Below are 25,647 nucleotides of genomic sequence, written 5' to 3' on the forward strand. Positions count from 1 at the left end.
CCGGGCGGACCGCACGAGAACGCCCGAGGGCCCGACCGCGGGAAGGCGGATTCATGACCGAGGAGAGCAGCCGGGGTACGGCGGGCCGCGACCCGCTCCGACCGCCGGCCGGGCCGGACGCGGGAAGGCTCAGGCTGGGCCTGTGCTCGGTCACCTTCCGCCGGCTGCCCGCCGCCGAGGTCGCGCGGCGCGCCGCGGACGCCGGCCTGGAGGTGATCGAGTGGGGGGCCGACGTGCACGCGCCCGCGGGGGAGCCCGGCACCGTCAGCGCGGTCCGTGAGGCCACCGACCGGTACGGGCCGGCCTGTCCCTCGTACGGCTCGTACGTCCGCGCCGGCCGGGGCGAACTGGCCGGGTTCCCCGCCGTCGCCCGCGCCGCGGTGCTTCTCGGGGCGCCCCGGATCCGGGTGTGGGCGGGCGCGACCGGATCGCGGTCCACCCCGCCCGAGGAGCGGCACGAGACCGTGAACTGCCTGCGGGAGGCGGCCCGGATCGCCGCGGACCACGTACTGCTGCTCGCGCCGAGTTCCACGGGGGAACGCTCACCGACACCGTCGCCTCGACCGCCCGGCTGCTGGACGAGGTGGACGCGGACAACGTCCGCACGTACTGGCAGCCGCCGCTCGACACACCCGCTGAAGAGGCGCTGGCGGGGCTGGCATCGCTCGCCGACCGGGTCTGCGCCGTGCGCGCCTTCTCGTGGTGGCCGGGCAACAACCGCCTCCCGCTGGCGGACCGTTCGGACCTGTGGGCGGCCGCCCTCGGCCTGCTGGCCGGCCGGGGTGCCGAGGCGCTCCTCGAGTTCGTGCCCGGCGACGACCCCGCGGTGCTGACGCGGGAGGCCGCCACACTCAGGGCATGCGCGGGCCGAACCCCTCCTCCGGCCTACCGTAGCCACCGAACTCCGGCAGATCACCAGGGACGTTCCGGCGCCCCCGACGTCAGGACGGCAGACATGCACATCAACAACGACGACACGCTCCTGTTCATCGGTGACTCCATCACCGACGCGGGCCGCGACCGTACGGATCCCGCGTCGCTCGGCACGGGCTACGTCCACGAGATCGCGCAGACCCTGCGCGACCGCGCGGACGGCGGACCCGGCCCCCGTGTCATCAACAAGGGGATCAACGGCAATCGCGTGTACGACCTCGAAACCCGCTGGACCGCCGACGTCATCGACCACCGGCCCACCGTGGTCACGGTCAAGATCGGCATCAACGACACCTGGCGGCGCTACGACCACGGAGTGCTCAGCCCGGTCGACATGTTCGAGGCGTGCCTCGACCGGCTGCTCGCGGACACGGCGCGCGAGCTGTCCGCACGGCTCGTCGTCATCACCCCGTTCCTGCTCCCGGCCGGGCCCGACCAGGAGAGCTGGTTCGAGGACCTCACCCCGCGCACCGAGGCCGTCCTGCGGGCAGCCGGGAACAACGGGGCCCAGGTGGTCCGCGCCGACCTCGTCGTGACCCGCGCGGCACAGGACCGGGAACCGGCGGAGCTCGCCCCGGACGGCGTCCACCCGAGCCGTCTCGGGCACCGGCTGATCGCCGATGCCTGGCTCGCCGCGGTCGGCTCCGCCGCCCCGGACCCACGGAGCTGACACGGTCCGGGGCCGGACCTGGCCGGACGCTCCGCGGTCTCGGCCCGGGGCCCTGCCGGAGGCTCCGGGGCGGTCGCTAGAGTGACCGCCCATGACCACGATTGATCAAGCTCCCGCCTCTTTCGCCGTGCACATCCCGGACGCCGTGCTCGAAGCGGAGCCGCTCGATCCCGCACAGATCGTGTCGGGTGATCCGCAGGTCACCGGCAGGGTGCTGTGGGAGTCGGCCGACGGCAAGCAGGTGCGCGGTATCTGGCAGATCACGCCCGGCGTGGTCACGGACACCGAGGCCAACGAGCTCTTCGTGGTCGTCAGCGGGCGCGCGACCGTGGCGGTCGAGGGCGGCGCGACGCTGGAGATCGGACCGGGCGACGCCTGCGTGCTGCGCGAGGGCGACCGTACGACGTGGACCGTGCACGAGACGCTGCGCAAGGCCTACCACATCAGCCTCTGAGGGGTGCCCCGCCCGCCCCGGCTCAGACCGAGGCGGGCCGGGTGAGGGACCGGCGCAGCGCCAGCGCGGCCATCGGCAGCAGCAGACAGGCGCCGGTGAGGTTCAGCCAGCCGTAGCTCGCCTGGGAGACGATGACCCCGGCGACCGCGCCGCCGATGCCCGCCGACGCGTTCATGGTCAGGTCCGACAGGCCCTGTACGGCGGCGCGGGCGGGCTGCGGTACGGAGTCGGTGAGCAGCGCCGAACCGGCGACCAGCCCCGCGGACCAGCCGAGCCCGAGCACGAACAGGCCGGCCGCGGTCCTGCCGTGAGCGGCGCCCGCGGTGCCCGCCAGCAGCGCGGCCAGGGAGAGCAGCCCGACCGCCAGGCCGATGACGGTGAGCCGGCCGAAGCGGTCCGACAGCCAGCCCATCACCGGTGAGAACGCGTACATCCCCGCGATGTGGCCGCTGATCACCAGGCCGATCAGCTGGAGGTCCGCGCCGTGGTGGCCGAGGTCGACCGGGGTCATCACCATGATCGAGACCATCGCGGTGTGCGAGACGGTCACGGTCACCAGCGCCAGCCGGGCCATCGGTGAGGCCCGCACGGCCGCGAGGCCCGCACGCAGCGAACGGTCCCCGGCCGACCTGCTCTCCTCCTTGGGGGCCAGCGCGCGCGCCGTGAGCAGCGGGTCGGGGCGCAGCAGCGCCGCGACCACGAGCGCGGCGAGCAGGAAGATGCCGGCCGCCCAGACGAACGGCCCGGCCGTCTCCGACACGGCGGTGCCGCGGAAGACCCGGCCCGCCGGAGCCGCGATGTTGGGCCCCAGCACCGAACCGATGGTGGTGGCCCAGATGACGGTCGAGATCGCCCGGCCGCGCCGCTCGGGCTCGGCCAGATCCGCCGCGGCGAACCGTGCCTGCAGATTGGCGGAGGAGCCCGCGCCGAACGCGGCCATGCCGAGGAGCAGCAGCGGGAAGTTCCCCACCACGGTGGCCAGCACCACGAGGCCGGCCCCGAGCGCACCGATCAGATACGCCAGTACGAGGCCGGGGCGGCGGCCGCGCGAGGTCATCAGCGCGGCCAGCGGCAGCGAGAGCAGGGCCGTGCCGGTCACCGACGCGGTGGGCGCGAGGCCCGACAGCGCCTCGGAGCCGCTGACCTGTGTCGCCAGTACGGGGGCCAGGGTGATGCCGACGGGCACACCGAGGCCGCCGAGTATCTGGCCGGCGATGAGGACGGCGGTCGTTCTGCGCCGGAGCGCGGGCAGCTCCGCCGCGGTGACCCGCCCGGCGGGAGCCGGCCCGTCGGGGGTGTCGGATGCGTCGAGGGTGTTGGTCACCGACGCAGTGTGCCAGCGGTGGGCCGGCCGGAACAGCGGCGGGCCGGTCAGAACAGCGGCGGGGGCAGCACGCCCTCCAGCGCCAGCAGCTGCCGTTTCGTCTCCAGCCCGCCGCCGAAGCCGCCGATCCCGCCGTCGCGCTCCACCACCCGGTGGCAGGGCACCACGACCGGCAGTGGGTTGGACCCCATGGCCGCCCCGACCGCCTGGGCCGCCCCGGGCTGCCCGGCCCGCCCGGCGAGGTCCCCGTAACCGGCGACCGTGCCGTACGGCACGCCCTCCGACAGCTCACGGAGCACCTGGCGGTTGAACCCGCTCGTCAGCGACCAGTCCAGATCGAGGGAGAAATCCCGCAGCGTGCCCGCGAAGTACGCCGCGAACTGGCGTATCGGCTCGGCCAGCCGGGCGGAGCCGGGTGATTCGACCGGCTCCGCGCCGAGCCGGTCGCGCAACTGGGCCAGCGCCCTGTCCCGTACCGCGGGACGCGCGTGGAAGACCACGCTCACCAGCCCCGCGTCCGTCGCGGCCAGCAGCAGCGGGCCGATGTCGCTCTCCACGACGGCCCACTCGACAACCCCGTTGCTGTTCATGGAGACCACCGTACGGCCGGCCACTGACAACGGGCGCGGGCCGGCCGCGACGGCGGTCCCGGGACGGTCAGCCGGCGGCCTCACGCACCCCCGGCGGCCTCACGTGTTCCGGTGGCCGCCCGCACCACGTCCGGCGCGTTGGTGATGATGCCGTCCACGCCGTAGCCGGACACCCGCAGCGCGTGCGCCGCGTCGTTGACCGTCCACGCGTTGACCCGGAGCGTCTTGTGGTGCGGCCCCTTCAGCGCGTGCACCGCCGTCACGTACGCGCCCGAGACCGAGGTGTACGTCGGGTTGATCTGATCGGTGAACTGGGCGTACGAGGGCAGCTCGGCGACGGCCGGGGTGCCCAGGAAGCCCGTGACGACGTCCGGGCGCTGCTCGTGCACCTCGCGCACACTGTCCGCGCCGAAGCTCTGGATCACGAGGCGGTCGCGGACATGCCCGCCGTCGAGCCACCCCGCCTGGCTCAGCACCCGCAGGGTCGCCCGCTCGATCCCCGGGTAGATCTCGGGGCTCTTGATCTCCAGGAGCAGGTTCTGGCGGTTGTGCCCGATCCGGTCCAGGTACTGCCGGAGCGTGGGCACCCGGGTGCCGGCGTACTGCGGCCCGAACCAGCTGCCCGCGTCCAGCCGGGCGATCTCGGCCGCCGTGAAGTCCTTGACCGCCCACGGCGCGCGGTCCGGGAAGACCTGCTCCGCGTCGGTGGTCCGCTTCAGATCGGTGTCGTGGATGACGACGAGTACGCCGTCCTCGGTGAGCTGGACGTCGTTCTCCACCCAGTCGAAGCCGAGCTCGTGGGCCTTGTCCACGGCCGCGAGGGTGTTCTCGGGGGCGTAGGCCGACGCGCCCCGGTGGGAGATGACGAGCGGGTCGGTGGTCCGGGCCGGGGCGGGGTCGCCCGCCGTCCGGACTCCGCCACCGGTGGCCGCTGCCGTGCCCCGGGCGGGGCCGGCGGGGGTCACCGTCACGGTGTGCCCGGCCGCGGTGGTGTCCGTGACCGGTGTGCCGGTGTTCGACAACAGGAACGTGCCGGCGCCCAGCAGCGCGGCGGCGGCGGCGGCGACGGAGGCGGTTGCGGTGCCTGCGTGCACGTGGACTCCTTGCGTCAGAGTTGCGTACGGCCCGAGACTCGCAGCCGCCGTCGAACAGGGGACGGGCGAAGGGTGGCCACGATGTGAACGCACCCGGGGACCGCGTCATGGACCGGTGCCCCTGTCGATAAAATGCAGTTCTCCTGTTTGTTTGCCGGGCCTCGCGCCTTAGGGTCGTCCGCACCCGGGCTTCTGCGAAGGGTGTGTGTATGCAGGGCACAATCGACGGTTTCAGCTATGGGGCGGTGACCCCCGTCGCGGCGTTCCTCATGGCCTGCCTCGGCGCGGCACTGGGGCTGCGCTGCACCACCCGCTCCCTGCGTACGGAACGTTCCTTAAAGGCCGGCTGGCTGGCTCTCGGTGCGACCTCCATAGGCTCCGGCATCTGGACGATGCACTTCATCGCGATGATGGGTTTCTCCGTCGAGGAGGCACCGATCGGCTACGACAAGCCGATCACGTTCGCCAGCCTCGCCGTCGCGATCGTCATGGTCGGTGTCGGGATCTTCCTTGTCGGGTACCGGGGCGCCACCCCGATGGCTCTGGTGACGGGCGGCACGATCACCGGACTCGGCGTGGCCACCATGCATTACCTCGGCATGGCCGGTATGCGACTTGATGGGCAGTTCGAGTACGACACGATCACCGTGACGCTCTCCGTGGTCATCGCCGTGGTCGCCTCGACCGCCGCGCTCTGGGCCGCCGTCTCGATCCACGGCTTCCTGCCGAGCCTCGGCGCCGCCGTCGTGATGGGCGTCGCCGTCAGCGGAATGCACTACACGGGCATGGCCGCGCTCCGGGTCCACCTGCACCCCGCCACGCTCACCGGTACCACCGCCGGCGAGACCCCGACCGGCCTGCTCGTGCCCATGCTGATCGGCCCGGCCTGCTTCCTGCTGCTCGCCGGGGTCGTCGTGATGTTCGACCCCCTGGTCGTCATGGGCACCCCGGACTGGGGCGACGCCCCGGCCGGACGGGCCCTCGGCATCCCCGCCCAGCGCCAGGTACCCCGGTTCGGCACGCACGCCGACCCGGCGTCCTTCCACTCGCAGCGGCGCGACCCCGTACGGCACCACGACCGCTGAGCCGCCCCGTTGTCAGTGGGGGGTCGTACGGTGGTTGCATGCGGCCCGTTTCGAAGATCGAACGTTCGGTGGCGCCTTTCGAGGTCGTCAGTCCCTACCAGCCCAGCGGCGACCAGCCGGCAGCCATCGCCGAGCTGGAGCGGCGCGTCAGGGCAGGTGAGAAGGATGTCGTGCTCCTCGGCGCGACCGGCACCGGAAAGTCGGCGACCACCGCCTGGATGATCGAGAAGCTGCAGCGCCCCACCCTGGTGATGGCGCCGAACAAGACCCTCGCCGCCCAGCTGGCCAACGAGTTCCGCGAGCTCCTGCCCAACAACGCCGTCGAGTACTTCGTCTCGTACTACGACTACTACCAGCCCGAGGCGTACGTCCCGCAGTCGGACACCTACATCGAGAAGGACTCCTCGATCAACGAGGAGGTCGAACGGCTGCGCCACTCCGCGACGAACTCCCTGCTCACCCGGCGTGACGTCATCGTGGTCGCCTCCGTCTCCTGCATCTACGGCCTCGGTACCCCGCAGGAGTACGTCGACCGGATGGTCCAGCTCAAGGTGGGCGAGGAGATCGACCGCGACCAGCTGCTGCGCCGCTTCGTCGAGATCCAGTACAGCCGCAACGACCTCGCGTTCGCCCGCGGCACCTTCCGGGTGCGCGGCGACACCATCGAGATCTTCCCGGTCTACGAGGAGCTCGCCGTCCGCATCGAGATGTTCGGCGACGAGATCGAGGCGCTCTCCACCCTCCACCCGCTCACCGGCGAGGTCATCAGCGAGGACCAGTCCCTCCACGTCTTCCCCGCCAGCCACTACGTGGCGGGACCGGAGCGCCTGGAGAAGGCCGTCGGCGGCATCGAGAAGGAGCTGGAGCAGCGGCTGGCCGAGCTGGAGAAGCAGGGCAAGATGCTGGAGGCCCAGCGGCTGCGGATGCGCACCACGTACGACATCGAGATGCTGCGCCAGATCGGCACCTGCTCGGGCGTCGAGAACTACTCGATGCACTTCGACGACCGCACCCCCGGCACCGCGCCCAACACCCTCCTCGACTACTTCCCCGAGGACTTCCTCCTCGTGCTCGACGAATCGCATGTCACCGTGCCGCAGATCGGCGCGATGTACGAGGGCGACGCCTCCCGCAAGCGGACCCTCGTCGACCACGGCTTCCGGCTGCCGTCCGCCCTGGACAACCGCCCGCTGAAGTGGGAGGAGTTCCTCGGCCGGATCAACCAGACGGTCTACCTCTCCGCCACCCCCGGCAAGTACGAGCTCTCCCGGGGCGACGGCTTCGTGGAGCAGATCATCCGCCCCACCGGCCTCGTCGACCCGGAGATCGTCGTCAAGCCCACCGAGGGCCAGATCGACGACCTGGTGCACGAGATCCGCAAGCGCACCGAGAAGGACGAGCGGGTCCTGGTCACCACCCTCACCAAGAAGATGTCGGAGGACCTCACCGACTACTTCCTGGAGCTCGGCATCCAGGTCCGCTACCTGCACAGCGACGTCGACACCCTGCGCCGCATCGAGCTGCTGCGCGAACTGCGCTCCGGCGAGTACGACGTCCTGGTCGGCATCAACCTCCTGCGCGAGGGCCTCGACCTGCCCGAGGTGTCGCTCGTGGCGATCCTCGACGCCGACAAACAGGGCTTCCTGCGCTCGGGCACCTCACTGATCCAGACCATCGGCCGCGCCGCTCGTAACGTGTCCGGGCAGGTCCATATGTACGCGGACAAGATCACCCCGGCGATGGCGCAGGCCATCGACGAGACGAACCGGCGCCGCGAGAAGCAGATCGCCTACAACACCGAGCGCGGACTCGACCCGCAGCCGCTGCGCAAGAAGATCAACGACATCGTCGCGACGATCGCCCGCGAGGAGGTCGACACCGAGCAGCTCCTCGGCACCGGCTACCGCCAGGCGAAGGGCGCCAAGGCGCCCGTGCCCACGCTGGGCGTCAAGGCCGGTTCCGGGAAGGCCAAGGGGGACGGGGCGGTGGTCACCGACCGCCCGGCCACCGAGCTCGCCGGGATCATCGAGGAGATGACCGACCGGATGCGCGCGGCCGCGGCGGATCTGCAGTTCGAGGTGGCCGCCCGACTGCGGGACGAGGTGGGGGAGTTGAAGAAGGAGTTGCGCCAGATGCGGGAAGCGGGCCTGGCCTGACCCCGCGAGGCGGGGTGTGTTGCAGAACCGACACAAAACGGCCCGCACCCGATGCGCCGGTGGAGTGACTGCGTAGGGTGCTGGAAACCGCGCAAGGACGGTTTGCGGGGAAGCGGAGAGGGGACAGCGCGTGACGGTCAACATGACCAAGGGCCAGGCCATCAGCCTGCAGAAGAGCGACGGGGGGACCCTGACCGCGGTACGGATGGGGCTCGGCTGGCAGGCGGCGCCGCGTCGCGGTCTGTTCGGTTCGCGCACCCGGGAGATCGACCTGGACGCCTCGGCGGTCCTGTTCGCCGACAAGCAGCCGGTCGACGTCGTCTTCTTCCGGCACCTCGTCAGTGACGACGGCTCCGTCAAGCACACCGGGGACAACCTGGTCGGCGGCGCGGGCTCGGGCGGCGACGACGAGGCGATCCTGGTCGACCTCCAGCGAGTGCCGGTCCACATCGACCAGATCGTCTTCACGGTGAACTCCTTCACCGGCCAGACGTTCCAGGAGGTGCAGAATGCCTTCTGCCGCATCGTCGACGAGACCAACGGCCAGGAGCTCGCCCGCTACACGCTGGACGGCGGCGGGCAGTACACCGCTCAGATCATGGCGAAGGTGCACCGCGCGGGGAACGGATGGCAGATGACCGCCATCGGCACCCCGGCCAACGGCCGCACCTTCCAGGACCTCATGCCGGCGATCCTGCCGCACCTGTAGGCAGGGCCGGACCAGCCGGTCCGTATCGGTAACCGCAGCTCCCGGAGGCATCGGCCGCCGGGAGCTGCATCGCATCGCGGCACCGTGCCGCGATGCGGCAACTCGTCGAGGGGACAGGGCAATGACGGCCGAGCTGGTCCGGGGGCAGAACCACACCTTGCCCCAGACCCGTCTGGAGATACGGGTTTCGGCAGGGGCGCCCGTCGTGGCCGGGGCCACGCTCGGGGACGAGCACGGCACCGTCCACGGCGTCGAGCGGATCGCCCACCCCGGTTCGCCGCACCTGCCGGGGCTCGAAGTGTCCAGGCAGGCGGCGGCCGACCACCGGCTCGCCGTCGACCTCGACGCCCTGCCCGACGGGGTGCACCGGGTCACCGTGCTGCTCGCCCTGCCGCTGGAGGCGGGCGGCCCGACCCGGTTCGGAGCCGTGGCCGCGCCCTTCGTCGCCGTCACCGGACTCGAAGGCACCGAGATCGCCACCTTCACCCTGACCGGCCTGGACACCGAGTCCGCGGTCGCCGCCCTGGAGCTCTACCGACGGCAGGGCGGCTGGAAGGTCCGCGCGGTCGGCCAGGGCTACGCCGGCGGTCTCGCCGCGATGCTCGCCGACCAGGGCGTGGACCGGGCGGCCGAACTGGCCGGTTCGATCCAGGAGGCCGTCGCCCGTGGCATGGCCCGCTCCGTGTCACCGCCCCCGCCCCGCACCCCGGAGGGCGACCGGGTCCGGCACACGGCGGGACCCGCACCCGCCCCGGGCGGCGGGCAGCCCCCCGTCCGGCCCCCGGCCGCCCCGCAGCCCGAGCCCCCGGCCGCCGTTCCGTCCGGCCCCATCGACTACGCGCACCCGCGCCGCCAGTCCGCCGCGCCCCCGCCGCCCCCTCCCGCAGCGCCGCCCGCCGGCCCCGGACAGCCGGCGCGGCCCGTTGCCGGGGACGCGACCGGATGGTCCATGGACGAGCGCCTCTACAACCAGATCTGGGGGATGTTCGAGGACCTGGCCAGGACCACCGCCGCGTACCGCAGCGCCGTCGACTTCGCCGAGTCCCGGATGGACCAGGAGCTGGAGCGCACCCTGTCCGACCCGCGCGGCCGGACGGGCGGCGCGGGCGACCTGGCCCGTGAGCAGGCCCGCGCCAAACGCGACGAGCTGACCGGCCGGGCCCGTGAGGCGCTGGACCGGGACCTCGCCCAGCTGGCCGCCGAGTCCGCCGTGGTGGAACCCGCGCTCCCCGCCCCCTACGCGGGCTGGGACAACCCCGTCTGGCACGCCTACCGGGTTCCGATGGAGATCCCGATGGCGCTGCGGATCGGTGATCTGCACCTGCCGGAGAGCGCCGCCCTGCGCATCCCGCTGCTCGTACGGCTGCCGCTGGAGCGCGGCATCTGGATCGACAGCGGGCGCACGGCCTCCGAGGCCGCCGCCTTCACGGACAGCGACCAGTTGCGCCGGCTGGCCATGGAGAGCGCGGTCCTGCACGCGGCCCGGCTGCTCGCCGTCTACCCGGCGGGCGAGTTCTCGGTCCACGTCATCGACCCGGCGGGCTCCGCCTCGGCCTCGCTCGCCCCGCTGGTCCGCTCCGGGGTGCTCGCGGGCCCGCCCGCGTCCGGGCCCGGGGGAGTGTCCTCGGTCCTCGCCCAGCTCACCCGGCGGGTCGACCTGGTGCAGATGGCGGTCCGGGCCGGCGCCGCGGATTCGCTGCCGCCCGATCTGGACCCGGCCGAGCAGCTGCTGATCGTCAACGACTTCCCGCACGGCTTCGACGACCGGGCCGTCACCCAGCTGCGCTACCTCGCGGACGAGGGGCCGTCCGTCGGCGTCCACCTCCTGATGGTCGCGGACCGGGAGGACGCCTCCGGGTTCGGGCCGGTGCTCGATCCGCTGTGGCGCTCGCTGCTCCGGATCACCCCGGTCGCGGACGACCATCTGGCGGACCCCTGGGTGGGCCACGCCTGGACGTACGAGCCGCTGACGACGCCTCCCGGCAGCGGCGTTCTTGACCTGGTGCTCGCCCGGGTGGCGGCCGCCCGCCGCACCGGACCCCGTTGACCTGCCCCGTCCCCCTCCGTTGCCCCAGTACCGCCCTGACCTGGTGTTTTGGTTCTCTTTTAGCCTTCTCTTTACCTTTCCTTGGTAATTCCTGTACTGTTTCTTGAGCGGAGGGGAGTACTCCCGATCGCGGCGTTCCCGTCAGTACGGACTGTGACCGGTCCCGGGGCGCCGGCCAGGCGCGCAGCCCGCGCGCCCAGGTGGAAGAGACCTCCGGCAGCGACGACGCTGATCAGTAGCCGTAGCGAACTGCCGGAGGCGCAGTGGACGTTTCATGGACCCTCTGGGCGCTGACCATTCTTGGTCTGAGCGCCCTCATCGCCGTCGACTTCTTCATCGGGCGCAAGCCCCATGACGTGTCGACCAAGGAAGCCGGAATCTGGACGGTCGTCTGGATCGCGCTGGCCGCCCTCTTCGGACTCGGCCTGCTCGTCTTCGGCGAGACCCAGGCCTCGGGCGAGTTCTTCGCCGGCTTCATCACCGAGAAATCGCTGAGTGTCGACAACCTCTTCGTCTTCGTGCTGATCATGGCGAAGTTCTCGGTGCCCTCCCACCTCCAGCAGCGGGTGCTGCTCTTCGGTGTACTGATCGCACTGGTGCTGCGGGCGGTCTTCATCGCCGCGGGCGCCGCGGTCATCGCCAACTTCTCGTGGGTCTTCTACATCTTCGGCGCGTTCCTGATCTTCACCGCCTGGAAGCTCATCCAGGAGGCGCGGTCCGACGAGGAGGAAGAGGAGTTCGAGGAGAACCGGCTCCTGAAGACGATCGAGCGCCGCTTCGGTGTCGCCGACCGGTACCACGGCACCAAGCTCTTCATCCGCAACAACGGCAAGCGCGTTCTGACGCCCCTGATGGTCGTCATGCTCGCCATCGGCACCACCGATGTGCTGTTCGCGCTGGACTCGATCCCGGCGATCTTCGGGCTCACCCAGGACCCGTACATCGTCTTCACCGCCAACGCCTTCGCCCTGATGGGTCTGCGGCAGCTGTACTTCCTGATCGGCGGTCTGCTGAAGAAGCTGGTCCACCTCAGCTACGGGCTCTCGGTGATCCTCGGGTTCATCGGCGTCAAGCTGGTGCTGCACGCCCTGCACGAGTCCGGGGTGCACGTCCCCGAGATCTCCATCCCGGTCTCGCTCGGCGTCATCTGCGGCGTGCTGGTGATCACCACGATCACCAGCCTCCTCGCCAACAAGAAGCAGGCCGCGGCGGAGGCCGGGAAGGCCGACGACAGCGCGGACAAGGGCGCCGGAATCGACGCCTGAACCGGCCGCCGGGCCCGGTGACGCCCATGGTGCGGCCCCGGTGACATCCGCTCCGCGGCTGTCACCGGGGCCGTGTCACCAACCGCGGGCGCGCCACTCGGGCAGCCGCGGACGCTCGTCGCCCAGCGTGGTGTCGTGGCCGTGGCCCGGGTAGACCCAGGTCTCGTCCGGCAGCGGGGCGAAGAGCTTGGTCTCCACATCGTGCAGCAGGCTCACGAACGCCTCGGGGTCCTCGAACGTGTTGCCGATCCCGCCCGGGAAGAGGCAGTCCCCGGTGAACAGGTGCGGAGCGCCCTGCGGGTCGTCGTAGATGAGCGCGATCGACCCCGGCGTGTGCCCGGTCAGATGGCGGGCGGTCAGGGCGACCTGCCCGACCCGGATGGTGTCGTTGTCCTCGACGAGCACATCGGTCGGGACCGGAATCCCCTCGGCGTCGTACCGCCCGGCGTACGTACGCGCGCCCGTGGCCGCCACGACCTCGCCCAGCGCCTGCCAGTGGTCGCCGTGCCGGTGGGTGGTGACGACCGAGACGATCGAGTCCTCACCGATCAGCCCCAGCAGGGTGCCCGCGTCGTTGGCCGCGTCGATCAGGAGCTGCTCGCCGGTGGCCCGGCAGCGCAGCAGATAGGCGTTGTTGTTCATCGGGCCGACGGCGACCTTGGAGATCATCAGATCCGTCAGCTCGTGCACGTCCGCCCGCCCGCCGACCTTGACCGCTCCGCTGTACGTCATGCGTCTCAGCCTATAGCGGGGGCAGTACGGGCAGGGACTGTCCGTCCTCGACGGTCAGCGCCGACCCGTCGCGGCGGCCGCTGAGCCAGCCGAGCAGCTCGGACGCCGTCCCGCGGACAACGACCGGGGCGTCTTCCCCTCCGCCACCCGTCGTCCAGGTCCGGCCCGTGCCGTCGGCCACGCCCATGGACACGACGTCCGGGTGTCCGGCGAACCGCTCGGCGAGAAAGTCGATCTCCCGGGCCGTGAAGTCGTCGTGCAGATCCTCCAGCTCGTACCCCACCCCCAGGTCGACGTGGTGCAGCTCGACCTCGATGCGGCGGCGGAAGGGAATCCGGGAGGCGGAGTCCGTCACACCGTTGCGCATCGCGACCGTGCGTGACCAGTCGGCCGGGGCCGAGGCCGCCGCCACGAAACGGGCCGCGCTCTCCGCCAGATCCGCCAGCTGTTCGGCCCGCGGCCGGGGGGCGTCGCGCTCGATGTCACGGTCGCGGGTTTCGCTGTCTGCGTACATCGGCCGGCCCTGGAGAACATTTACCAGCGCGTCGGCGTTACGTGAGAGGTGCGCGACGACATGACCCCGGCTCCAGCCCGGCAGTCGCGACGGCGAGGCGAGCGCGGAGTCGTCCAGTTTCTCCGTGGCGCTGAGCAGCCGGTCCGTCGCTTCACGTAGGGCGTCCAGGTCGTGCACGTGATCAATCATGGGGCCGAGCGTAGCCCCGCCACTCATTTGGGTGAAGGAGTCATCAGCCGTCCGTAAATCGAATGCGCGTGCTATACGCTCGGAGTCGAAAGCTCCGTACATCGCTGTGGCACCCCCCATACCCTGGGGCAGGGGCTCAGTTCCCCCGCTTCTCTCTAGAAAGGTGCGGACCGGCGTGGCCGACCGTCTCATCGTCCGTGGCGCTCGCGAGCACAACCTCAAGAACGTCTCGCTCGACCTTCCCCGCGACTCCCTCATCGTCTTCACCGGACTCTCCGGGTCGGGCAAGTCGTCGCTCGCGTTCGACACGATCTTCGCCGAGGGGCAGCGCCGTTACGTGGAGTCGCTCTCCTCGTACGCCCGGCAGTTCCTCGGTCAGATGGACAAGCCGGACGTCGACTTCATCGAGGGCCTGTCGCCCGCCGTCTCCATCGACCAGAAGTCGACCTCGCGCAACCCGCGCTCGACGGTCGGCACCATCACCGAGGTCTACGACTACCTCCGGCTGCTCTTCGCCAGGATCGGCAAGCCGCACTGTCCCGAGTGCCACCGCCCGATCTCGCGCCAGTCGCCGCAGGCCATCGTGGACAAGGTGCTCGGCCTGCCCGAGGGCAGCCGTTTCCAGGTCCTCTCGCCGTTGGTGCGCGAGCGCAAGGGTGAGTTCGTCGACCTCTTCGCGGATCTGCAGACGAAGGGCTACAGCCGGGCCAGGGTCGACGGCGAGACCATCCAGCTCTCCGAGCCGCCCGCGCTCAAGAAGCAGGAGAAGCACACCATCGAGGTGGTCATCGACCGCCTCACCGTCAAGGACAGCGCCAAGCGCCGGCTGACCGACTCGGTCGAGACCGCGCTGGGCCTCTCCGGCGGCATGGTCGTGCTCGACTTCGTCGACCTCCCCGAGGACGACCCCGAGCGTGAGCGGATGTACTCCGAACACCTCTACTGCCCGTACGACGACCTCTCCTTCGAGGAGCTGGAGCCGCGCTCCTTCTCCTTCAACTCGCCCTTCGGCGCCTGCCCCGACTGCACGGGCATCGGTACGCGGATGGAGGTCGACCCGGAGCTGATCGTCCCGGACGAGGAGAAGTCCCTCGACGAGGGCGCGATCCACCCGTGGTCGCACGGCCACACCAAGGAGTACTTCGGGCGGCAGATCAACGCGCTCGCCGAAGCCCTCGGATTCCGTACGGACATCCCCTGGGCCGGGCTGCCGCAGCGCGCCAAGAAGGCCCTGCTGCACGGCCACAAGATCCAGACCGAGGTCCGCTACCGCAACCGGTACGGGCGCGAGCGCGCCTACACCACCCCCTCCTTCGAGGGCGCGGTGCAGTTCGTCAAGAGGCGGCACTCCGAGGCGGAGAGCGACTCCAGCCGGGAGCGCTTCGAGGGCTACATGCGCGAGGTGCCCTGCCCGACCTGTGAGGGCACCAGGCTCAAGCCGATCGTCCTCGCGGTGACGGTGATGGAGAAGTCCATCGCCCAGGTCGCGGCGATGTCGATCAGCGAGTGCGCCGAGTTCCTCGGCCGCATGAAGCTGAACGCCCGCGACAAGAAGATCGCCGAGCGGGTGCTCAAGGAGGTCAACGAGCGGCTGAAGTTCCTGGTCGACGTCGGCCTGGACTACCTCTCGCTGAACCGCGCGGCCGGCACCCTGTCCGGCGGCGAGGCCCAGCGCATCCGGCTCGCCACCCAGATCGGCTCCGGCCTGGTCGGCGTGCTCTACGTGCTGGACGAGCCGTCCATCGGCCTGCACCAGCGCGACAACCACCGGCTGATCGAGACCCTGGTCCGGCTCCGCGACATGGGCAACACCCTCATCGTCGTCGAGCACGACGAGGACACCATCAAGGTCGCCGACTGGATCGTCGACATCGGCCCCGGCGCCGGTGAGCACGGCGGCAAGGTGGTCCACTCCGGATCGCTCGAGGAGCTGCTGGCCAACGACAAGTCGATCACCGGTCAGTACCTGACCGGCAAGAGGTCGATCGCGATGCCCGACGTCCGGCGTCCTGTCGACCCCTCGCGCCTGCTCACGGTGCACGGCGCCCGGGAGAACAACCTCCAGGACATCGACGTCTCCTTCCCGCTCGGTGTGCTGACCGCCGTGACCGGGGTCTCCGGCTCCGGGAAGTCGACCCTGGTCAACGACATCCTCTACACCCACCTGGCGCGCGAGCTGAACGGCGCCAAGTCGGTCCCCGGCCGGCACACCCGGGTCGACGGGGACGATCTCGTCGACAAGGTGGTGCACGTCGACCAGTCGCCCATCGGCCGTACGCCCCGGTCCAACCCGGCCACGTACACCGGTGTCTTCGACCACGTCCGCAGGCTGTTCGCGGAGACGATGGAGGCCAAGGTCCGCGGCTACCTGCCGGGCCGGTTCTCCTTCAACGTCAAGGGCGGCCGCTGCGAGAACTGCTCCGGCGACGGCACCATCAAGATCGAGATGAACTTCCTGCCGGACGTGTACGTCCCGTGCGAGGTCTGCCACGGAGCGCGCTACAACCGGGAGACCCTGGAGGTCCATTACAAGGGCAAGTCCATCGCCGAGGTGCTGGACATGCCGATCGAGGAGGGCCTCGCGTTCTTCGAGGCCGTGCCGACCATCGCGCGGCACCTGCGGACGCTCAACGAGGTCGGTCTCGGATACGTCAGGCTCGGCCAGTCCGCGCCGACGCTCTCCGGCGGTGAGGCACAGCGGGTGAAGCTGGCGAGCGAGCTCCAGAAGCGCTCGACCGGCCGCACGGTGTACGTGCTGGACGAGCCGACCACCGGTCTGCACTTCGAGGACATCTCCAAGCTCATCAAGGTGCTCTCCGGGCTGGTCGACAAGGGCAACACGGTGATCGTCATCGAGCACAACCTCGATGTCGTCAAGACCGCCGACTGGGTCATCGACATGGGCCCCGAGGGCGGCAACGGCGGCGGTCTGGTCATCGCCGAGGGCACCCCGGAGTACGTGGCCGGCGTCCCCGCCAGCCACACCGGAAAGTTCCTCCAGGGCATCCTGGACGCGGACCGGGTCAGCGAGGCGGCGGTTCCCTCCGCCCGTAAGCCGGCCCGCAAGGCGGCGGCGAAGAAGGCGGTCGCCGCGAACTCCGCCCCCGCCAGGAAGACGGCGACGGCGAAGGCGGCCCGGAACACCAAGGTGAAGGCCACCGGGACGGCCGCGACGAAGACGGCCGCGACGACCAAGACGGCGGCGAAGAAGCCCGCAGCCAAGAAGCCCGCAGCCAAGAAGACGGCCGCGAAGAAGGCGGCCGGCGCGCGCAAGGCCTGACGGCCGGGCGAGGCGGTGGTTCCCGGCACCGGGAACCACCGCCTCGCCGTGTGTCCGGAGCCGGCCGGCCCGCCTCGGGGCCCCGGCCCGAGAGCACGGCTCTGACCAGGCACGACCGGATGCGGCCGGGCCGGGCGCAGGGGCATTCGTCTCCGCCGGTATCGTCGGTTACGTCACCGATGCGCCGCTGCCTCAGCCGTCCCGGGCACCTCTGGCGCACCGAATCCCCTCCGACCAGTGGAGACCGCATGTCCGGCCAGCCCGCCGCCCGCCGTACCGTGCTGAAGGGCGCCGCTCTCGCAGGCGTCGCCGGGCTGGGAGTGGCCGCCTGCTCGACCGACTCGAAGCTCGGGCACGCCCAGACGCCGACCCCCACCGCACCCGTCGAGCTCGGCGCCCCGGACGAGATCCCGGTCGGCCAGTCCAAGCTCTACCGCGAGCAGCGCGTCATCGTCACCTGCCCGGCCAAGGGCCAGTACAAGGCGTTCAGCGCCCAGTGCACCCACGCGGGCTGCCTGCTGGACAAGGTCGAGGAGAACGAGGGGCACTGCCCCTGCCACGGCAGCCTCTTCGACACCACCACCGGCAAGGCCGTGCACGGTCCGGCGACCGTGCCGCTGCCCTCCGTCCCGGTCAGGGTCGAGGGCGGCCGGCTGGTCGCGGGCCCCGACGCCTGAACCGGCCCGAGGCCCCTCGCGCCCGCCGGCCCGTCTCACTCCCAGTCCCAGTCGATGCCGACCAGACCGGGCCGCACCCCCTGCTCCACCAGATGCACCGTCCGGTGCCGGCCGGTGAGGGTGAGGTCCGTCCGGGCGCCGCGCGGCGCCCCCGCGGACACCTGGGCGAAGCGCCGGCACCGCACCGGCAGCGCCTCCTCGTCGAACCGGACCTGGAGCACGTACTGCCCGCCGCCGAAGCTGAAACCGCGCACGTACTCGCCGCACGGCCCTCCCGTACCGTCCTCGAAGCCGTAGCCGAAGAGGTACGTCTCGCCCGCCCGCAGCCGGGTGTCGAAGAGCAGCTCGGCGACCAGGACCCCCGTCTCCGCGTCCCAGCGGACCCGGCCCGTCCGGCAGTTCTCCCGGGCGCTCACCCCGACCCGGGCCGGATCGCAGCCCGGATCGCCGCGGTACACGGCGAGATAGCGGTCGATCCCGTCGCGGTGCGCGCGCACCACATGCTGGGAGTCGCGGCGCTGCATCCGGCGGCCGGGCCCGATCCGTACCCGCTCCTGGTGCCCCACCGTGTGCAGCCCGCCGTCCGCGGGTGACTCCATCGCGGTGAGCAGCCGCTCGACCGCGCCGGACGCGTCCACCAGGGAACGGTACGAGCGGGCCGGCGGGCGGTCGGCCTCCGCGCGGGGCTCCCCGGGCCCCAGCAGCCCGAGCAGCGAGTTCCCCGGCAGCCCCAGCACCTCCTCCAGCGCCTTCACGGCCCGCAGGGACTCGGGGCGCTGCGGGCGCCTGGCCCCCTGCTGCCAGTAACTCAGGCTGGTCACACCGACCTTGACCCCGCGGTGCGCCAGATGGTGCTGCACCCGCTGGAGCGGCAGCCCGCGCACGGAGAGCGCGGTGCGCAGCGCCAGATGGAACGGGCCGGTGTGCAGCACCTGCGCCAGTTCGGCCTCGGTGTGCTGCATGGGTCCTCCAGGTGAACGTTCACGTCGTGCGGGAGCGGGGCCGCGCCGACGGATGCCGGTCCGCAGGTGGCCAGGGGGAGGCGTTCACGTGTCCGCCCCTGGCGTTCACACCGCGATGTTCCCCCGCATTGAAGCGTGTTGACCCGCTCCCGACAACGGTTGATGCTCCTCGACAGCGTCCGGACGCGCTCCTTGGAACCCCACCCCCCCGCCCCGGGAGGACCACCATGCGCAACCGAAGAGTCAGGCCCCGACTGCTGCCGGTCACGGCCGTACTCGCCGCCCTGCTGCTCGCCGTACCCGCGGCGACCGCCACCGCGTCGGAGCGGAACAGCTCCGCACCCACCGCCACCCTCGCCGCGGCCCAGCGGCTGAACATCACCATGCAGGCCCAGCAGAAGACCAACTGGTGCTGGGCCGCGGCGGGCAACACCGTCGCCGCCTGGTTCGGCCGCAACCACACGCAGAACGAGTTCTGCAACGCCGCGTTCGGCCGGGGCCAGGGCTACGAGTGCCCCAACTCGCAGGCCTCGCTCGGCAACGTCCAGGACGGTCTGTCCTGGGCGGGCATCAGCCCCGGTTCGTACGTCACCGGCTGGCTGCGCTATCCCACCGTGCAGGCCGAGATCGCCGCCGGGAGGCCGGTGGAGACCCGCATCCAGTGGTCCTCGGGCGGCGGTCACATGCACGTGCTGTACGGCTACGACGACGCGAACAGCTGGGTCTACTGGGGCGATCCCTGGCCCTCCGACAACCGCTACAACTGGGCCTCGCACGCCTGGTACGTGAACAACAGCGAGTTCTCCTGGACCCATTCGCTCTACCGGATCGGGGCGTGACGGCATGACCTCCACCGGAGTCCCGGTCCACCCCGCCGCACGCACCGCGCGCTCGGCCGCGGCGGCCCTCGCCGCGGCCGGCGTGCTGGCCGGGTCCGCACTGCTCACCGTCGCCGCCCCGCAGGCGGCCGCCGCCACCGGTCCCGCGGCCACTCCGGCGGCCCTGGCGGCGGCCCACGAGGCCGCCACCGACCCCGCCACCCTGGACACGCTGTCCCGGTTCTTCGCCCGGGAGGGCGCGGTCACCCGGGCGGCGGCCGCGCCGCGGATCGAGGGCGCGGCCGTGCCCGTACGCACCCTGGCCGCGGACTTCGTCGCCGGTGAACCGGGGGCCCCGGTCGCCGGCCTGGACTACCTCGCCAGCACCGCCGTCTCCTCGGACGGGCAGAAGGCGTCCCTGTGGACGCTCCCCGAGCCGGGGAAGGACGGGAGGTGGCAGGTGGTGAACATCGCCACCGGCGACGACGAGGCCCGGTACACGGCCGCGGGCGCCCGTACACTGCCCGGCGGCACCGTCTTCCGGGAGCCGCAGATCAACGCCTGGTACGTCCAGAAGGGCAGCCGGGTGCTCCCGCTGGACCAGGACGCGGTGCACGCGGTCGGCGCGCGGGGCACCACCCTGGCCGCCTACCGCACCCGGGTGCGCGCCGCGTACGCGGACAAGCTCCCCGGCTCCGGATACGCCCGCTCGGGCCGGGCGGGCGGCTACGGACCCGCCGCAGCGGAACCGGCCGCCGGACACCCCGCGGCCGCCGCCCGGCCGGGGCCTGCCATCGCGGCGGACACCGGCGCGGACCGGGGCGCGGACACCGCGCTGACGGCCGCCTCCGGCGCCGCGGCGGCGGGCGCCGCCGCCCTGCTCGGCCTCTGTGGCGCGAAGGCCCTGCGCCGCCGCCGGGCCCGGTGACCGGCCCGGCGAGGCGGGGGCGCGGCTGACGGCCGGAGCCGCCCGCGCCCGACGACCCCGTGCTCCGGGGCGCGTACCCCAACGCGCGCTCCGGAGCACGGCGCCGTCCACGGGCACGCCGCGCTGTCACTGCCCGCAAGTAGGGTGGGAGACATGGCAGACCCCTCCAGCTACCGCCCCAAGCCGGGACAGATCCCCGACTCCCCGGGGGTCTACAAATTCCGCGACGAACACCGCCGGGTGATCTACGTCGGGAAGGCGAAGAACCTGCGCCAGCGCCTGGCCAACTACTTCCAGGACCTGGCGGGCCTCCATCCGCGTACGCGCACGATGGTGACCACCGCCGCGTCCGTGGAGTGGACCGTCGTCTCCACGGAGGTCGAGGCGCTCCAGCTGGAGTACTCCTGGATCAAGGAGTACGACCCCAGGTTCAACGTCAAGTACCGCGACGACAAGAGCTATCCGTACCTCGCGGTCACGCTCAACGAGGAGTTCCCGCGCGTCCAGGTGATGCGCGGGGCCAAGAAGAAGGGCGTGCGCTACTTCGGTCCGTACGGCCACGCCTGGGCGATCCGCGAGACGGTCGACCTGATGCTGCGGGTATTCCCCGTCCGCACGTGCTCCGCCGGGGTGTTCAAGAACGCCGCCAGGACCGGCCGCCCCTGCCTCCTCGGCTACATCGGCAAGTGCTCGGCCCCCTGCGTCGGCCGGGTCACCCCCGAGGAGCACCGCGAACTCGCCGACGACTTCTGCGACTTCATGGCCGGCCGCACCGGCGCGTACATCCGCCGCCTGGAGAAGGACATGATGGCGGCGGCCGAGGAGATGGAGTACGAGCGGGCGGCCCGGCTCCGCGACGACGTGGAGGCGCTCAAGCGCGCCATGGAGAAGAGCGCCGTCGTGCTCGCCGACGCCACCGACGCCGACCTCATCGCGGTCGCCGAGGACGAGCTGGAGGCCGCGGTCCAGATCTTCCACGTCCGGGGCGGCCGGGTCCGCGGGCAGCGCGGCTGGGTCACCGACAAGGTGGAGAACGTCGACACCTCCGGACTGGTCGAGCACGCGATCCAGCAGCTGTACGGCGAGGAGGCCGGGGACGCCGTCCCCAAGGAGGTCCTCGTCCCGGCCCTCCCCGAGCACCCCGACGCGGTCTCCCAGTGGCTGGCCGACCGCCGGGGCTCCCAGGTCAGCCTGCGCATCCCGCAGCGCGGCGACAAGAAGGACCTCATGGCCACGGTCCAGCGCAACGCCCTGCAGGCCCTGGGGCTGCACAAGACGAAGCGGGCGTCCGACCTGACGACCCGCTCCCGGGCCCTGGAGGAGATCTCCGAGGCGCTCGGCCTGGACACTGCACCGCTGCGCATCGAGTGCTTCGACATCTCCCACCTCCAGGGCGACGACGTGGTGGCGTCGATGGTGGTCTTCGAGGACGGGCTCGCCCGCAAGGGGGAGTACCGCCGCTTCCAGATCAAGAGCTTCGAGGGACAGGACGACGTCCGCTCGATGCACGAGGTGATCGGCCGGCGCTTCCGGCGCTACCTCCAGGAGAAGGAGCGCACGGGGGAGTGGGAGGACACCCCGGCGGACGCGGACCCCGCGCGGACGGGCCCCGCGCCCACCGGCCCCGCGCCCGCGCACCCCGCGCCCGAAGGCCCCGCGCCCGAAGGCCCCGCCCCGGACGCCGCCGCCGAGCCCCGCGAGGACGACGGCCGGCCCAAGCGGTTCGCCTACCCGCCGCAGCTCCTCGTGGTCGACGGCGGCCAGCCCCAGGTCGCCGCGGCCAAGCGGGCGCTGGACGAGCTGGGGATCGACGACATCGCCGTCTGCGGCCTCGCCAAGCGCCTCGAAGAGGTCTGGCTGCCCGATGACGACGACCCGGTGGTCCTGCCCCGCTCCAGCGAGGGCCTCTACCTCCTGCAGCGCATCCGCGACGAGGCGCACCGCTTCGCCATCACCTACCAGCGCGCCAAACGGGCCAAGCGCATCCGCTCCAGCCCCCTGGACGACGTCGCCGGTCTCGGAGAGACCCGGAAGCAGGCCCTGATCAAGCATTTCGGCTCCGTGAAGAAGCTGAGGCAGGCGACAATCGACGAGATCTGCGAGGTTCCGGGGATAGGCCGCAGGACGGCGGAATCAGTGGCCGTCGCGCTGGCCTCGACCACCCCGGCCACGCCCGCCGTGAACACGGCCACAGGAGAGATCATCGAAGAGGACGACGGGGGCAGCAAGACATGACTGAGCGCGAACATGAACAAGGGCACGACCGCACCGACCGAGCAGACGGAGCAGGACAGATGAGTACGGGCACCCCGGCCGAGACGGGCGACAGCACGGTGGCCATCCCCGAGCTGGTGATCATCTCCGGCATGTCCGGCGCCGGACGCAGCACCGCGGCCAAGTGTCTGGAGGACCTCGGCTGGTTCGTCGTGGACAACCTGCCGCCCGCGCTGATCCCCACCATGGTGGAGCTCGGCGCCAGGTCCCAGGGCAACGTGGCCCGGATCGCCGTCGTCGTCGACGTACGGGGCCGCCGCTTCTTCGACAACCTCCGGGAGTCCCTCGCGGACCTGGAGGCCAAGGGCGTCACCAGGCGGATCGTCTTCCTGGAGTCGTCCGACGACGCGCTGGTCCGCCGCTTCGAGTCGGTCCGGCGCCCGCACCCCCTCCAGGGCGACGGCCGCATCGTCGACGGCATCGCCGCCGAGCGCGACCTGCTGCGCGAGCTGCGCGGCGACGCCGACCTGGTGATCGACACCTCCAGCCTCAACGTCCACGAACTGCGCGCCAAGATGGACGCCCAGTTCGCGGGCGACGAGGAGCCGGAGCTCCGCGCCACGGTGATGTCCTTCGGCTACAAGTACGGGCTGCCGGTCGACGCCGACCTGGTGGTGGACTGCCGGTTCCTGCCCAACCCGCACTGGGTCCCCGAGCTGCGCCCCTTCACCGGGCTCAACGAGGAGGTCTCCGCGTACGTCTTCGACCAGCCGGGCGCCAAGGAGTTCCTCAACCAGTACACGGAGCTGCTCCAGCTCATCGCCGCCGGATACCGCCGCGAGGGCAAGCGCTACGTGACCATCGCCGTGGGCTGCACGGGCGGCAAGCACCGCTCCGTCGCGATGTCGGAGAAGCTCTCCGCCCGGCTGGCCGCCGAAGGGATCGAGACCGTGCTCGTACACCGGGACATGGGGCGCGAGTGACCAGCCGCACCATACGTCTGCGCCGGCTGCGCAGGGCCACCTCCGGGCTGTCCGGCCGCAAGCGCGGCGCACAGCCCAAGGTCGTCGCCCTCGGCGGCGGCATGGGGCTGTCCGCCTCCCTGACCGCGCTGCGGCGGATCACCGGTGATCTGACCGCCGTGGTCACCGTCGCCGACGACGGCGGCTCCAGCGGCCGGCTCCGCGAGGAGCTGGGCGTGCTGCCGCCCGGCGACCTGCGCAAGGCGCTGGCCGCCCTGTGCGGCGACGACGAGTGGGGCCAGACCTGGGCCCAGGTCATCCAGCACCGCTTCCAGTCCAAGGGCGATCTGCACGAGCACGCCGTCGGCAACCTGCTGATCGTCGCCCTGTGGGAGCAGCTCGGCGACCACGTCCAGGCCCTGGACCTGGTCGGCAAGCTCCTCGGGGCGCAGGGCCGGGTGCTCCCGATGTCCGCCGTGCCCCTGGAGCTCCAGGCGCTCGTACGGGGACACGACCCGGAGCGCCCGGACGAGGTGGACACGGTGCGCGGCCAGGCCACCGTGGCGCTCACCCCGGGCGAGGTGCAGTCCGTGCACGTCGTCCCGGCCGACCCGCCGGCCGTCCCTGAGGCGGTCGCCGCGGTCCTGGACGCGGACTGGGTGGTGCTCGGTCCGGGGTCCTGGTTCTCCTCGGTCATCCCCCATCTGCTCGTCCCCGATCTGCTGGACGCGCTGATCGAAACGAAGGCCCGGAAGGTCCTCTCGCTGAACCTCGCGCCGCAACCCGGTGAAACAGATGGCTTCTCTCCGCAGCGTCATTTGGAGGTTTTGGGACGACACGCCCCTAAACTCGCCTTGGACGTGGTGCTGGCCGACGAGGCCGCCGTGCCCGACCGCGAGTCCCTCTCCGATGCCGCGAAACGGCTCGGTGCCGCGGTCGAGCTGGCGCCGGTTGCCTCACCCGACGGCGTTCCGATTCACGATCCGGAGCTGTTGGCCGCCGCGTACGACCGTATTTTTCGGATGCATGGAAGGATCGGCCCATGGCGATGACGCCAGCGGTGAAGGACGAAATCTCTCGGCTTCCCGTAACCCGGACCTGCTGCAGGAAGGCAGAAGTCTCGGCGATTCTTCGGTTCGCGGGTGGGCTGCACCTGGTGAGCGGCCGGATTGTGATCGAGGCGGAGCTGGACACCGCGATGGCGGCGCGCCGGCTGAAGCGGGACATTCTCGAAATCTTCGGGCACAGCTCGGAGCTGATCGTGATGGCACCCGGCGGGCTGCGGCGCGGCTCCCGCTACGTCGTACGGGTGGTGGCGGGCGGCGACCAGCTGGCCCGCCAGACGGGTCTGGTGGACGGCCGCGGCCGTCCCATCCGCGGGCTTCCCCCGCAGGTGGTCTCGGGGGCCACCTGCGATGCCGAGGCCGCCTGGCGCGGGGCCTTCCTGGCGCACGGCTCGCTCACCGAGCCGGGGCGCTCCTCCTCGCTGGAGGTGACCTGCCCGGGGCCGGAGGCGGCGCTCGCTCTGGTCGGTGCCGCCCGGCGGCTCTCCATCGCGGCGAAGGCCCGCGAGGTGCGCGGCGTGGACCGGGTCGTCGTCCGCGACGGTGACGCGATCGGCGCCCTGCTCACCCGACTGGGTGCCCATGAGTCGGTGCTCGCCTGGGAGGAGCGGCGGATGCGGCGCGAGGTCCGCGCCACCGCCAACCGCCTCGCCAACTTCGACGACGCGAACCTGCGCCGTTCGGCCAGGGCCGCGGTGGCCGCGGGTGCCCGTGTGGGGCGCGCGCTGGAGATCCTGGGCGAGGAGGTGCCCGAGCACCTCGCGGCGGCCGGACGGCTGCGCATGGAGCACAAGCAGGCCTCCCTGGAGGAGCTGGGCGCCCTCGCCGATCCGCCGCTGACCAAGGACGCCGTCGCGGGCCGTATCCGCCGGCTCCTGGCGATGGCCGACAAGCGGGCCCAGGACCTGGGTATCCCGAGCACGGAATCCACCCTCAGCGAAGAGCTGGCCGACGGCCTGGTCGGCTGATCAGGGCCCTCG

The 25,647-nt window shown here is 71.7% G+C and carries 21 protein-coding genes; 15 read left to right on the forward strand and 6 right to left on the reverse strand.

All coding sequences use genetic code 11. The features are described from left to right. Positions 1-409 precede the first annotated feature (409 nt). Both ACIQM0_RS08345 and ACIQM0_RS08350 read left to right on the forward strand, forming a co-directional pair. Complete coding sequence (locus ACIQM0_RS08345; protein ID WP_401284622.1) at positions 410-1,603, forward strand: SGNH/GDSL hydrolase family protein; 1,194 nt, start codon at positions 410-412, stop codon at positions 1,601-1,603. Positions 1,604-1,694: 91 nt separating this feature from the next. After that, positions 1,695-2,057, forward strand: a complete 363-nt coding sequence (locus ACIQM0_RS08350; protein ID WP_401284624.1) for a cupin domain-containing protein — start codon at positions 1,695-1,697, stop codon at positions 2,055-2,057. 22 nt (positions 2,058-2,079) lie between these two features. Here the strand turns inward: ACIQM0_RS08350 and ACIQM0_RS08355 are convergent, their stop codons facing one another. The 3 genes from ACIQM0_RS08355 to ACIQM0_RS08365 form a co-directional block, all read right to left on the reverse strand. Beyond that, positions 2,080-3,381 (reverse strand): MFS transporter, encoded by a 1,302-nt coding sequence (locus ACIQM0_RS08355; protein WP_401284625.1) that lies wholly within the window; start codon positions 3,379-3,381, stop codon positions 2,080-2,082. Between the two features lie 47 nt (positions 3,382-3,428). Further along, positions 3,429-3,971 (reverse strand): methylated-DNA--[protein]-cysteine S-methyltransferase, encoded by a 543-nt coding sequence (locus ACIQM0_RS08360; protein ID WP_401284628.1) that lies wholly within the window; start codon positions 3,969-3,971, stop codon positions 3,429-3,431. Positions 3,972-4,051: 80 nt separating this feature from the next. After that, complete coding sequence (locus tag ACIQM0_RS08365; RefSeq protein WP_401284631.1) at positions 4,052-5,065, reverse strand: glycerophosphodiester phosphodiesterase; 1,014 nt, start codon at positions 5,063-5,065, stop codon at positions 4,052-4,054. 209 nt (positions 5,066-5,274) lie between these two features. Here ACIQM0_RS08365 and ACIQM0_RS08370 point away from each other — a divergent pair, with 209 nt between their 5' ends. From ACIQM0_RS08370 to ACIQM0_RS08390, 5 genes are all read left to right on the forward strand, one after another. Continuing rightward, the gene (locus ACIQM0_RS08370; protein ID WP_401284633.1) at positions 5,275-6,150 is read left to right on the forward strand and encodes an MHYT domain-containing protein; all 876 of its coding nucleotides are present in this window, start codon (positions 5,275-5,277) and stop codon (positions 6,148-6,150) included. 38 nt (positions 6,151-6,188) lie between these two features. Next, the gene (gene uvrB / locus ACIQM0_RS08375) at positions 6,189-8,306 is read left to right on the forward strand and encodes an excinuclease ABC subunit UvrB (RefSeq protein WP_401284636.1); all 2,118 of its coding nucleotides are present in this window, start codon (positions 6,189-6,191) and stop codon (positions 8,304-8,306) included. A 130-nt stretch (positions 8,307-8,436) separates the two neighbouring features. Further along, entirely contained in the window at positions 8,437-9,015 is a 579-nt protein-coding gene (locus ACIQM0_RS08380) for a TerD family protein (RefSeq protein ID WP_123469311.1), read from the forward strand. Positions 9,016-9,136: 121 nt separating this feature from the next. Next, positions 9,137-11,062, forward strand: a complete 1,926-nt coding sequence (locus tag ACIQM0_RS08385) for a TerD family protein (protein WP_401284639.1) — start codon at positions 9,137-9,139, stop codon at positions 11,060-11,062. A 263-nt stretch (positions 11,063-11,325) separates the two neighbouring features. Continuing rightward, positions 11,326-12,327: a TerC family protein gene (locus ACIQM0_RS08390; RefSeq protein WP_401284642.1), complete on the forward strand. Its 1,002-nt coding sequence runs from the start codon at positions 11,326-11,328 to the stop codon at positions 12,325-12,327. A 75-nt stretch (positions 12,328-12,402) separates the two neighbouring features. Here ACIQM0_RS08390 and ACIQM0_RS08395 read toward each other — a convergent pair whose 3' ends face one another. Further along, on the reverse strand, positions 12,403-13,059 hold the full coding sequence (locus ACIQM0_RS08395) for an MBL fold metallo-hydrolase (RefSeq protein WP_401284644.1): 657 nt from the start codon (positions 13,057-13,059) through the stop codon (positions 12,403-12,405). Positions 13,060-13,069: 10 nt separating this feature from the next. Then, a complete protein-coding gene (locus ACIQM0_RS08400) occupies positions 13,070-13,762 on the reverse strand; it encodes a maleylpyruvate isomerase family mycothiol-dependent enzyme (protein WP_401284647.1) in 693 nt (230 codons plus the stop codon). Positions 13,763-13,937: 175 nt separating this feature from the next. Here ACIQM0_RS08400 and uvrA point away from each other — a divergent pair, with 175 nt between their 5' ends. Further along, on the forward strand, positions 13,938-17,042 hold the full coding sequence (gene uvrA / locus ACIQM0_RS08405) for an excinuclease ABC subunit UvrA (RefSeq protein ID WP_401284650.1): 3,105 nt from the start codon (positions 13,938-13,940) through the stop codon (positions 17,040-17,042). A 248-nt stretch (positions 17,043-17,290) separates the two neighbouring features. Continuing rightward, positions 17,291-17,719, forward strand: coding sequence for a Rieske (2Fe-2S) protein (locus ACIQM0_RS08410; RefSeq protein WP_363021499.1), 429 nt, complete (start codon positions 17,291-17,293; stop codon positions 17,717-17,719). A gap of 35 nt (positions 17,720-17,754) precedes the next feature. On the opposite strand, the gene ACIQM0_RS08415 is transcribed toward ACIQM0_RS08410, so the two are convergent. Next, the gene (locus tag ACIQM0_RS08415) at positions 17,755-18,681 is read right to left on the reverse strand and encodes a hypothetical protein (RefSeq protein WP_401284654.1); all 927 of its coding nucleotides are present in this window, start codon (positions 18,679-18,681) and stop codon (positions 17,755-17,757) included. 227 nt (positions 18,682-18,908) lie between these two features. Between ACIQM0_RS08415 and ACIQM0_RS08420 the strand changes: the two genes are divergently transcribed. The 6 genes from ACIQM0_RS08420 (at position 18,909) to whiA (ending at position 25,635) form a co-directional block, all read left to right on the forward strand. Continuing rightward, the gene (locus ACIQM0_RS08420; RefSeq protein ID WP_401284656.1) at positions 18,909-19,520 is read left to right on the forward strand and encodes a papain-like cysteine protease family protein; all 612 of its coding nucleotides are present in this window, start codon (positions 18,909-18,911) and stop codon (positions 19,518-19,520) included. A 4-nt stretch (positions 19,521-19,524) separates the two neighbouring features. Further along, on the forward strand, positions 19,525-20,427 hold the full coding sequence (locus ACIQM0_RS08425; RefSeq protein ID WP_401284659.1) for a hypothetical protein: 903 nt from the start codon (positions 19,525-19,527) through the stop codon (positions 20,425-20,427). Between the two features lie 153 nt (positions 20,428-20,580). After that, a complete protein-coding gene (gene uvrC, locus ACIQM0_RS08430; RefSeq protein ID WP_401284661.1) occupies positions 20,581-22,662 on the forward strand; it encodes an excinuclease ABC subunit UvrC in 2,082 nt (693 codons plus the stop codon). Next, positions 22,659-23,624, forward strand: a complete 966-nt coding sequence (rapZ, locus tag ACIQM0_RS08435) for an RNase adapter RapZ (RefSeq protein WP_401284664.1) — start codon at positions 22,659-22,661, stop codon at positions 23,622-23,624. Before uvrC ends, rapZ begins: the two co-directional genes overlap by 4 nt. Next, complete coding sequence (gene yvcK, locus ACIQM0_RS08440) at positions 23,621-24,655, forward strand: uridine diphosphate-N-acetylglucosamine-binding protein YvcK (protein ID WP_401284667.1); 1,035 nt, start codon at positions 23,621-23,623, stop codon at positions 24,653-24,655. The genes rapZ and yvcK overlap by 4 nt, the downstream gene beginning before the upstream one ends. Next, positions 24,646-25,635 carry a DNA-binding protein WhiA gene (whiA, locus tag ACIQM0_RS08445; RefSeq protein WP_024494235.1) on the forward strand — a complete coding sequence of 330 codons (990 nt, stop codon included), beginning with the start codon at positions 24,646-24,648 and terminating at the stop codon, positions 25,633-25,635. The genes yvcK and whiA overlap by 10 nt, the downstream gene beginning before the upstream one ends. The last annotated feature ends 12 nt before the right edge of the window (positions 25,636-25,647 follow it).

The sequence above is a fragment of the Streptomyces sp. NPDC091387 genome (genome assembly GCF_044756945.1).
Classification (GTDB): Bacteria; Actinomycetota; Actinomycetes; order Streptomycetales; family Streptomycetaceae; genus Streptomyces.